The organism is Stenotrophomonas sp. NPDC077461, from assembly GCF_049545475.1.
GTDB classification, from domain to species: Bacteria; Pseudomonadota; Gammaproteobacteria; order Xanthomonadales; family Xanthomonadaceae; genus Stenotrophomonas; species Stenotrophomonas nematodicola.
This window is the reverse complement of the sequence record NZ_JBMWDO010000014.1, coordinates 1-8,430: the sequence shown is the minus strand read 5'-3', so window position 1 is coordinate 8,430 and position 8,430 is coordinate 1. Positions and strand designations below refer to the sequence as shown.

Below are 8,430 nucleotides of genomic sequence, written 5' to 3'. Positions count from 1 at the left end.
GCACCATCATCGCGCTACGCGCCCCAGCTCCGTAGAGCCGAGCTCTGCTCGGCTGCCGTCCGTTCCGGCACCGATAGCCCATCATCGCGCTGCGCGCGACAGCCGGGCAGAGCCCGGCTCTACAGATGCGGCACTGACACCATCGCGCTACGCCCGCCAGCCCCGTAGAGCCGAGCTCTGCTCGGCTGCCGTCCGTTCCGGCACCGCTAACCCTTCATCGCGCTACGCGCGACAGCCGGGCAGAGCCCGGCTCTACAGGTGCGGCAGGCACCATCATCGCGCTACGCGCCCCAGCTCCGTAGAGCCGAGCTCTGCTCGGCTGCCGTCCGTTCCGGCACCGATAGCCCATCATCGCGCTGCGCGCGCCAGCCGGGCAGAGCCCGGCTCTACAGATGCGGCACCGACACCACCGCGCTGCGCCCGCCAGCCCCGTAGAGCCGAGCTCTGCTCGGCTGCCGTCCGTTCCGGCACCGATAGCCCACCATCGCGCTGCGCGCGACAGCCGGGCAGAGCCCGGCTCTACAGGTGCGGCAGGCACCATCATCGCGCTACGCCCGCCAGCCCCGTAGAGCCGAGCTCTGCTCGGCTGCCGTCCGTTCCGGCACCGATAGCCCATCATCGCGCTACGCCCGACACCCCGGCGCGGCCGTGCTTTATGCGAGCGCGGCAGCGACCTTGCCCAGCCACAGCGTGGTGAAATCGGTCGGGGTGCGCCGTGCCGGGGCCGTCAGCCCGCTGTCGCGCAGGAATGCATGGGTGGCCTGCGCGTAATTCTGCCGCGCGATCAGCGCCGCCTGCTTCACCGTTGCCTGCTGCTTGCGCAACTGCACGATCTGCAGGCTCGGCTTTCCGGGAAGCGCGTACTTCTGGTAGCGGCGCAGCTCATCGGCTACCAGCGCGATATCGGCATTGGCCTTCACCAGCGCCAACTGCGACTGCGCCAGCGGCACCAGCGCCGCACGCAGCGGCGCCACATTGCCGCCCACCGACGGTGCCAGCGCCACCAGCGCGGCATCCAGCGGGGCGTCGGCGCGCTCGGCACGGTCGATCAGGTCGGCCAGTGCCGAAGGAGAAACTGCTTGCATGGAAAGGCACCGGCCCAAAATGCGATTGTCGCATCCGCGGCCGTTGCCCGTCGCGGCTCAGTCGCCGTCGTGCTCGTCGGCGTGGGCCTTCCAGTAACCGGTCGAGCGGATCCACGCCTTCGGCACCCCCAGATGGCCCTCGATGTACTTGCGCATCATCCGGGCCCGGCGCGATTCGGCCGCGATCCAGTAGAACGTGTCGCCGTCGGGCGTCTCGAAATCGGTCAGCACGTCCTCCAGCAGCGTACTGCTGACCGCATCGAAGCCATTGCGCTCCAGCCACGACACCCGGATGCGGTCGTCCTCCGGCAGTGCCTGGCGGTCGGCCGATTCGGGAATCTCGATATACACATCGGCCTGCGCCGTCACCGGCAGCGTCTCCAGCCAGCGACCAATCGCCGGCAGCGCCGTCTCATCGCCAATCAGCACATAGGTGTCGAAATCCTGCGCGGTCATATGCGAACCCCGCGGCCCGCCCACCGCAATCGCATCGCCTGGCTGCGCATTGGCGGCCCAGCTCGACGCCACCCCATGCCCGTGCATCACAAAGTCCAGCGCCAGTTCCCCGGCCTCCAGGTCCCACCAGCGCGGCGTGTAGTCGCGTGCCGGCGACGGCACCTGGCCTTCGGGGTAGCGCGGGCCTTCCGGCGTCATCGTCGGCACCACGAACTGGCCTTCCGCATTGGGGAAGAACAGCTTCACGTGGTCATCCGGCGAGGGCGAATCGAAGCCGGCCAGCGCCTCGCCGCCCACGATCACCCGGCGCATGCACGGGCTGATTTCCTCGGTGCGCAGCACCTGCAGCGGGCGGAACTTCACGGTATGACGGAGCAGTCGGTGTTCATGCAGAGCCATCGGAGCAATCCTGTTTCGGTGCCGCAGCGGCGGCGAAGGGGAGGGTGGACCTGGCGGGCGGAGGCTGGCTGGGTCGTGAAAGAAGAAGGGGGATCAACGCGCCTGCTCGCGCACCCGCGCGGCGGCCTCGCGCAGGGCCTGCGCCACCTCGGCGGCGCTGTCGTCCTGCCAGCGCCCGTGGCACAGGCCGAGCGCATGCTTGAGCTCGCGCAGCGCCTCGCGCACCACCGGCGGCAGGTTGGCCTTGGTGATCGCCCGCGCGCTGTGGCGCACGCGCTGCAACGCCGCGTCCACCTCCTCGCGCTCGGCGGCCAGGTGAGTCTGGCCCAGCGCGCTCAGGCGATACCGCCGGCGCCCGCCATCCTCCACCGCGTTCACCCAGCCGGCCGTCTCGAACTGCGCCAGCACCGGGTAGATCGAGCCTGCGCTCGGCGTATAGGCCCGCACGAACATGTCACTGATCAGCTGGATCAGCTCGTACCCGTGGCGCGGCTGCTCCGCCAGCAGTGACAGCACCAGCAGCCGCAGGTCGCCACGGCTGAGGGGCCGGGCGGTCAGCGGGCGGGCAGGTCGGTCGAGATCGCGGGCAGAGGTCATTTCGATATATCGAATGAAGTGACGTAACGATATATCGAAAACCTTCGGCAAGCCAGCAGTGGCGCACGCGCGGCAGGGATGCGTTCAGCTCATTCGGCCGTGCGACGGTGCGTGTGTCTGATGGAACAGTGGACGCGGGCAACCCATCACGCGCCAGGTTCCACGGCGGCCGCCAACGCCCCACCGGCCACGGGTCCGGCCCACCCACCCCCGCCGCGTGCCTGAAAAACAGCCATTCCCCGCGTGCGGCCTGTCCAGCGGTGTCCTCCCGTCGCCGCCGTGTCATCGCCTTCGCCGATGCTCAGCGTGCGTGTGGAACCTGCTTGCCGCCCTCCGCGCGCTGTCGCGCACTGTCCGCCAGGACAGCCCCGCGCCCTTCCATACGCAGGCGTAGCGAAGTGCGCAAAGCCTATCGTGCGCTACACTTTGCGGCTAGAAATCTAAAACAGTCGCGCGCGTGCGTGCGGTCATGGGAGCGCAAATGAACTGGTTGAACGAGGTGCTGAACAACGACCCGAATCCTGTGGAAACCCAGGAATGGATCGAGTCGCTGAAGGCCGTTATTGATGTCGAGGGCCCCGAGCGCGCGCATCAACTGTTGGAAGGCATGGTGGAACTGACCCGTCGTTCGGGCGCCTACCTGCCGTTCTCTCCCACCACCGAATACGTGAACACCATCGCGCCGACCCTGGAGGCCAAGAGCCCGGGCAACGCCGAACTGGAATGGCGCATTCGTTCCATCATCCGCTGGAACGCAATGGCCACCGTGGTGCGTGCCAACCGCAAGCCGGGCGACCTGGGCGGCCACATCGCCAGCTTCGCCTCCGGCGCCACGCTGTACGACGTGGGCTTCAACCACTTCTGGCGCGCCCCGAGCGACAACCACCCGGGCGACCTGCTCTTCATCCAGGGCCACAGCGCCCCGGGCATCTACGCCCGCGCGTTCCTGGAAGGCCGCATCGACGAGCAGCAGCTCGACAAGTTCCGTATGGAAGTGGACGGCGGTGGCCTCTCCAGCTACCCGCACCCGTGGCTGATGCCGGACTTCTGGCAGACCCCCACCGTGTCGATGGGCCTGGGCCCGCTGGCCGCCATCTACCAGGCGCAGTTCATGCGCTACCTGGAAAACCGTGGCCTGATCGAGAAGTCCGACCGCAAGGTGTGGTGCTTCATCGGCGACGGCGAGAGCGACGAGCCGGAAACCCTCGGCGCCATCGCGCTGGCTGGCCGTGAAGGCCTGGACAACCTGATCTTCGTCGTCAACTGCAACCTGCAGCGCCTCGACGGCCCGGTGCGCGGCAACGGCAAGATCATCCAGGAACTGGAAGGCGTGTTCCGTGGCGGCGGCTGGAATGTCATCAAGCTGCTGTGGGGCGGTTACTGGGATGCCCTGCTGGCCAAGGACACCAACGGCGTCCTGCGCAAGCTGATGATGGAAACCGTCGACGGCGAATACCAGAACTGCAAGGCCTTCGGCGGCGCGTACACGCGCGAGCATTTCTTCGGCAAGTACCCGGAAACCGCTGCGATGGTGGCCGGCCTGTCCGACGACGACATCTGGCGCCTCAACCGGGGTGGCCACGACCCGCACAAGGTGTACGCCGCCTACCACCAGGCCGTGAACACCAAGGGCATGCCGACCGTGATCCTGGCCAAGACGGTCAAGGGCTACGGCATGGGCAGCGCCGGCGAGGCGCTCAACCCCACCCACCAGACCAAGAAGCTGGACGACGAAGCCGTCAAGCACTTCCGCGACCGCTTCAACATCCCGGTCACCGACGCACAGCTGGCCGATGGCCAGGTGCCGTTCTACCACCCGGGCCCGGATTCGCCGGAAGTGCAGTACCTGCAGGAGCGTCGCGCCGCGCTTGGCGGCTACCTGCCGCAGCGTCGCCGCAAGGCCACCAAGAGCTTCAACGCTCCGAAGCTGGAAACCTACGAGCGCCTGCTCAAGAGCAGCGGCGAGCGCAGCTACTCCACCACGATGGCCTTCGTGCAGAGCCTGAACATCACCCTGCGCGACAAGGAACTGGGCCCGCACATCGTGCCGATCGTGGCCGACGAAGCCCGTACCTTCGGTATGGAAGGCCTGTTCCGCCAGATCGGCATCTACGCCCCGTTCGGCCAGAAGTACAAGCCGGTCGACGCCGACCAGCTCATGTTCTACCGCGAAGACCAGAGCGGCCAGGTGCTGCAGCAGGGCATCAGCGAGCCGGGCGCCATCAGCTCCTGGATGGCGGCCGGCACCAGCTACTCGGTCTCCAACGTGCCGATGCTGCCGTTCTACATCTACTACTCGATGTTCGGCTTCCAGCGCGTGGGCGACATCGCCTGGCAGGCAGCGGACATGCGTACCCGCGGCTTCCTGCTCGGCGGCACTGCCGGCCGCACCACCCTGAACGGTGAAGGCCTGCAGCACGAAGACGGCCACAGCCACCTGTTCGCCGGCGGCATTCCCAACGTTCGCAGCTACGACCCGACCTTCGGTTACGAAGTGACGGTGATCCTCCAGCACGGCACCAAGGCCATGATGGAAGACCAGATCGATGAGTACTACTACATCACCCTGATGAACGAAAACTACACCCACCCGGAAATGCCGGAAGGTGCAGCGGAGTCCATCGTCAAGGGCATGTACCTGCTCACCGACGCCGGCAAGCCGAAGAAGGGCGAGCTGCGCGTGCAGCTGCTGGGGTCGGGCACCATCCTGCGCGAAGCCATTGAAGCGGCCGCACTGCTGGAGAAGGATTTTGGCGTCACCGCCGACATCTGGAGCTGCCCGAGCTTCAACGAACTGCGCCGCGATGGTTTCGACGCCGAGCGTTGGAACCGCCTGCACCCGGAAGCCGACCAGCGCGTGCCGTTCGTGACGCAGCTGCTGGAAGGCCGCCAGGGCCCGGCCATTGCCGCCACCGACTACGTGCGCGCCTACGCCGACCAGATCCGCGCCTTCATGCCGATGTCCTACACCGCCCTGGGCACCGACGGCTTCGGCCGCTCGGACACCCGCGCCAACCTGCGCCGCTTCTTCGAGGTTGACCGGTACTACATCGCGCACGCCGCGATTGCAGCGCTGGCCAAGGAAGGGAAGATGACCGGAAAGGATGTGGCTCGGGCGATCAAGCAGTACAAGATTGATCCTGAGAAGGCTAATCCTGTTGGGGTTTGATTTTGGATAGGTGCATGTACTTGTAGGAAGAAGGCGGCCAACGGCCGCCTTTTTTCTTGTAGACAGTCGGTCCAATCAACCTAATAATTAGCATGCACGAAACGTCAAGTTAAAGTCACGCCAAAAAGGAGGCGCAAGTGAGAGCAGTTCTTTGCCTTAAGGATTCACGGATCGATGCCTTTAATGTTCTTTTCGAAGTGGAGATTGGAGAGTATTCGCGACTTGTCGAGCCAGTTCTGAAGAAGAACGAGTTTCAAAGAAAGCGCGTTAGCTCGTCAAAGACAGTCTACTCACTGCTTCGCCATGACCTTCGCAAGCAATGCGTGATTCCCCCTGTCGTGCTAGCGCTCACCGCGACCGCTGAAGACCAAATTGCCGAAGATGATCTTTCGTCGTTCGAAAGGTTTCTTGATGCACACAAGGAAAGCTTGGTCATTCTTGATGGGCTGCAGCGAACCTACACCATTCTCGATGTCCTGGCTGAACTGAGGCTCGAAGGCAACGAATCCGAGTTGCAGGAGCTACTCCAATCGAAGATTCGTATGGAGGTTTACTTCGGGATCAATAGGCTGGGGATCCTATATAGAATGCTGACGTTAAACACGGGGCAGACTCCGATGTCCCTTCGGCAGCAGATAGAGATCTTGTACCTCGACTATCTTGACAAGGTTCGTGATGGAATCGAGCTGATCCGAGAGGCGGACGGGAGGTCTGCATCGGGGCTTAATCAATACAACTTCAAAGATATAGTGGAAGGCTTCAATTCCTACCTAGATAGAGATGAGCTTCCCATCGATAAATCGGATCTTCTGGAAAATATCGGGAGTCTCGAGAAGCTTTCAAAAGAGAATCAATCTACCGAACTTTTTGAGGAGTACTTGAAGGGATTCTCGGCATTCATCAATAGGCTTCATGCAATCTCGGGGGATGTTGAACTTGGACAGGAATACCTGGACAAGAATAGTAGTCCCTTTGGCCGCACGTTTGTTCAGGTTTTCAAGAAGCCACAAGTAATGTCTGGCTTTGGTGCGGCAATCGGTAGATTGATTGACTTTAAATTAGTAAAAGATTTTGATGAGATTGTAGAGAGTATCGGAAAGCTATCAATTGCCGATGCGACGGAAGCACTCGAAGAGGTGAATTCCGCGATGGCGTGGTTGAAGGATAACGCAAAGAAGATCGGCAACGCTCAGCGCTCGTACTTTAGCTACTTCTTCCGAGAAATATTCAATAAGGAAGGGGATGCCCATCTTGATATCATTGCGTCAAGTAAGGCGGCACTCCGTAAGTATCAGGGACAGAATATGTAGCACAGGAGTGAACTATGCCGGCTTCATTTACATTTGAAGGAAAGCCTTACCCGTATATTGTCAATTTTGACGGGAGCTCAATTGGCGTCCAGATCGATGGCAAAGTGCGAGTTCGGGTGGCTACGCCGCTAAAATTGGGCGCGACATCTCGCCCGGATGATTTCGATACATACTTGCTGACACGCCCGGACGTCAGGGAGAATGACGTAAAGCAAGTCTTTAGTAAGATTGCTGGAGACAGAGCCAGGATCGGCTGGGCAATCCCAGTCCTAAGTCTGGTTTCAGACGAGCATGATTCTGCAGCAGACCCCCACTTTTTGAACTACGCCTATGTTGCGATGATGAAGGCTGTGGAGATGGTTCAGGCTACTACAGAGCTGGAGGTCTCGGAGCTGTCAGAACTTGACATCTTGAATATGCTCGGGGAGAACTCGGTTATTCTTGTGATCTCTCGGGCGACTTTGAAGGAGGGGCATGATTTTGAGCTAAGGCGTGCCTTACCCTCGCTAGTCAGTCAGGGTTATGCCATCTGTGCGCCAGAGGTGGATGTGAGCGGAGCATGGGTCGAGGTCGCGGGTCATCAAGGCCATATCAAGATCACACTTTCGACAAAAATGCCTGACGACCATGACATGGTTGTGGCGATGTTGAATGGATTCGTATCCTCAACTCGATCTGCTGCCTTGCAGTTCTTCTACCTCTATCAGATAGTTGAACTGTTGATGGAGCGAGTAATTTCAATCCATCAGAAAGAAATAGCAGAATCAATATTGAAGGCAGGAGACAGCTCGTCGCTAATCAGGGGTGCACTTGAAAAGATCGGAGAGCTAAACTCGGAAAGGTCCAGGCTGAACCTGGTTGTTGAAAAGTATTCCCGCGTCGCCGGAGATCTGCGTGACCTCAAGTTGGAATGTAACAAGCTCAAGGTCAAGCTTGGGCTGGATGCAGGAGAAAGCATTTCCGAGTATCTCTACCCGCTCAGGAACTACATCTTCCACAACTTTAGATCGTTTCCGAAGGATGCTGAGCCCGAGCTCCGCGCTGTAGTAACCGCGCTGCTTTCGTCGCTACCAATTTTTCTATCAAAATTTGACTCCTCCAGCATGTAGGTGTGTAATGACCCACTGATTTCCTGCTCAGGTGTTACTTTCCCCGAAAGAGACACCGATGAGCGAAGTGATGGAAGAAGAGATCAAGCGTTGGACCGCCGTCGCAAGTCGGCACTGGTCCTTGAGATCATCCAGGGTAAGACCACCGTGGCTGCGGCCAGCCGCCAGTTCGACCTGACGCCTGCCGAGATCGAGAGCTGGGTTGAAGACGGCAAGCGCGGCATGGAGAACGCGCTGCGGGCCAAGCCGGAGGACGTGCGCGAGCAGTACGAGCGCCAGCTCAAAGACCTGCAGGAAGCCTACGG

At 61.5% G+C, this 8,430-nt stretch carries 6 protein-coding genes and 1 pseudogene; 4 read left to right on the top strand and 3 right to left on the bottom strand.

Annotated features, from left to right (window positions below):
- Positions 1–653: 653 nt before the first annotated feature.
- The 3 genes from ACPEH8_RS18780 to ACPEH8_RS18770 all read right to left on the bottom strand — a co-directional run bounded on the left by ACPEH8_RS18780 (position 654) and on the right by ACPEH8_RS18770 (position 2,537).
- The gene (locus tag ACPEH8_RS18780) at positions 654–1,085 is read right to left on the bottom strand and encodes a hypothetical protein (protein WP_136003447.1); all 432 of its coding nucleotides are present in this window, start codon (positions 1,083–1,085) and stop codon (positions 654–656) included.
- A gap of 57 nt (positions 1,086–1,142) precedes the next feature.
- Entirely contained in the window at positions 1,143–1,940 is a 798-nt protein-coding gene (locus ACPEH8_RS18775; RefSeq protein ID WP_153164980.1) for a siderophore-interacting protein, read from the bottom strand.
- Between the two features lie 93 nt (positions 1,941–2,033).
- Positions 2,034–2,537: a helix-turn-helix transcriptional regulator gene (locus ACPEH8_RS18770; protein WP_136003451.1), complete on the bottom strand. Its 504-nt coding sequence runs from the start codon at positions 2,535–2,537 to the stop codon at positions 2,034–2,036.
- 481 nt (positions 2,538–3,018) lie between these two features.
- On the opposite strand from ACPEH8_RS18770, the gene aceE reads away from it, so the two are divergent.
- The 4 genes and pseudogenes from aceE to ACPEH8_RS18750 all read left to right on the top strand — a co-directional run.
- Positions 3,019–5,706: a pyruvate dehydrogenase (acetyl-transferring), homodimeric type gene (aceE, locus tag ACPEH8_RS18765; RefSeq protein ID WP_423667800.1), complete on the top strand. Its 2,688-nt coding sequence runs from the start codon at positions 3,019–3,021 to the stop codon at positions 5,704–5,706.
- A gap of 137 nt (positions 5,707–5,843) precedes the next feature.
- Positions 5,844–7,016: a hypothetical protein gene (locus tag ACPEH8_RS18760; protein WP_423667797.1), complete on the top strand. Its 1,173-nt coding sequence runs from the start codon at positions 5,844–5,846 to the stop codon at positions 7,014–7,016.
- 14 nt (positions 7,017–7,030) lie between these two features.
- Positions 7,031–8,125, top strand: a complete 1,095-nt coding sequence (locus ACPEH8_RS18755) for a hypothetical protein (protein ID WP_423667794.1) — start codon at positions 7,031–7,033, stop codon at positions 8,123–8,125.
- Positions 8,126–8,183: 58 nt separating this feature from the next.
- Positions 8,184–8,430, top strand: a pseudogene (locus ACPEH8_RS18750) (DUF1153 domain-containing protein); the annotation flags it as partial.

Bases quoted from the DNA above. Each gene is read 5' to 3' on its own strand.
- ACPEH8_RS18780 (WP_136003447.1), bottom strand. From the start codon at position 1,085: ATGCAAGCAGTTTCTCCTTCGGCACTGGCCGACCTGATCGACCGTGCC.
- ACPEH8_RS18775 (WP_153164980.1), bottom strand. From the start codon at position 1,940: ATGGCTCTGCATGAACACCGACTGCTCCGTCATACCGTGAAGTTCCGC.
- ACPEH8_RS18770 (WP_136003451.1), bottom strand. From the start codon at position 2,537: ATGACCTCTGCCCGCGATCTCGACCGACCTGCCCGCCCGCTGACCGCC.
- aceE (WP_423667800.1), top strand. From the start codon at position 3,019: ATGAACTGGTTGAACGAGGTGCTGAACAACGACCCGAATCCTGTGGAA.
- ACPEH8_RS18755 (WP_423667794.1), top strand. From the start codon at position 7,031: ATGCCGGCTTCATTTACATTTGAAGGAAAGCCTTACCCGTATATTGTC.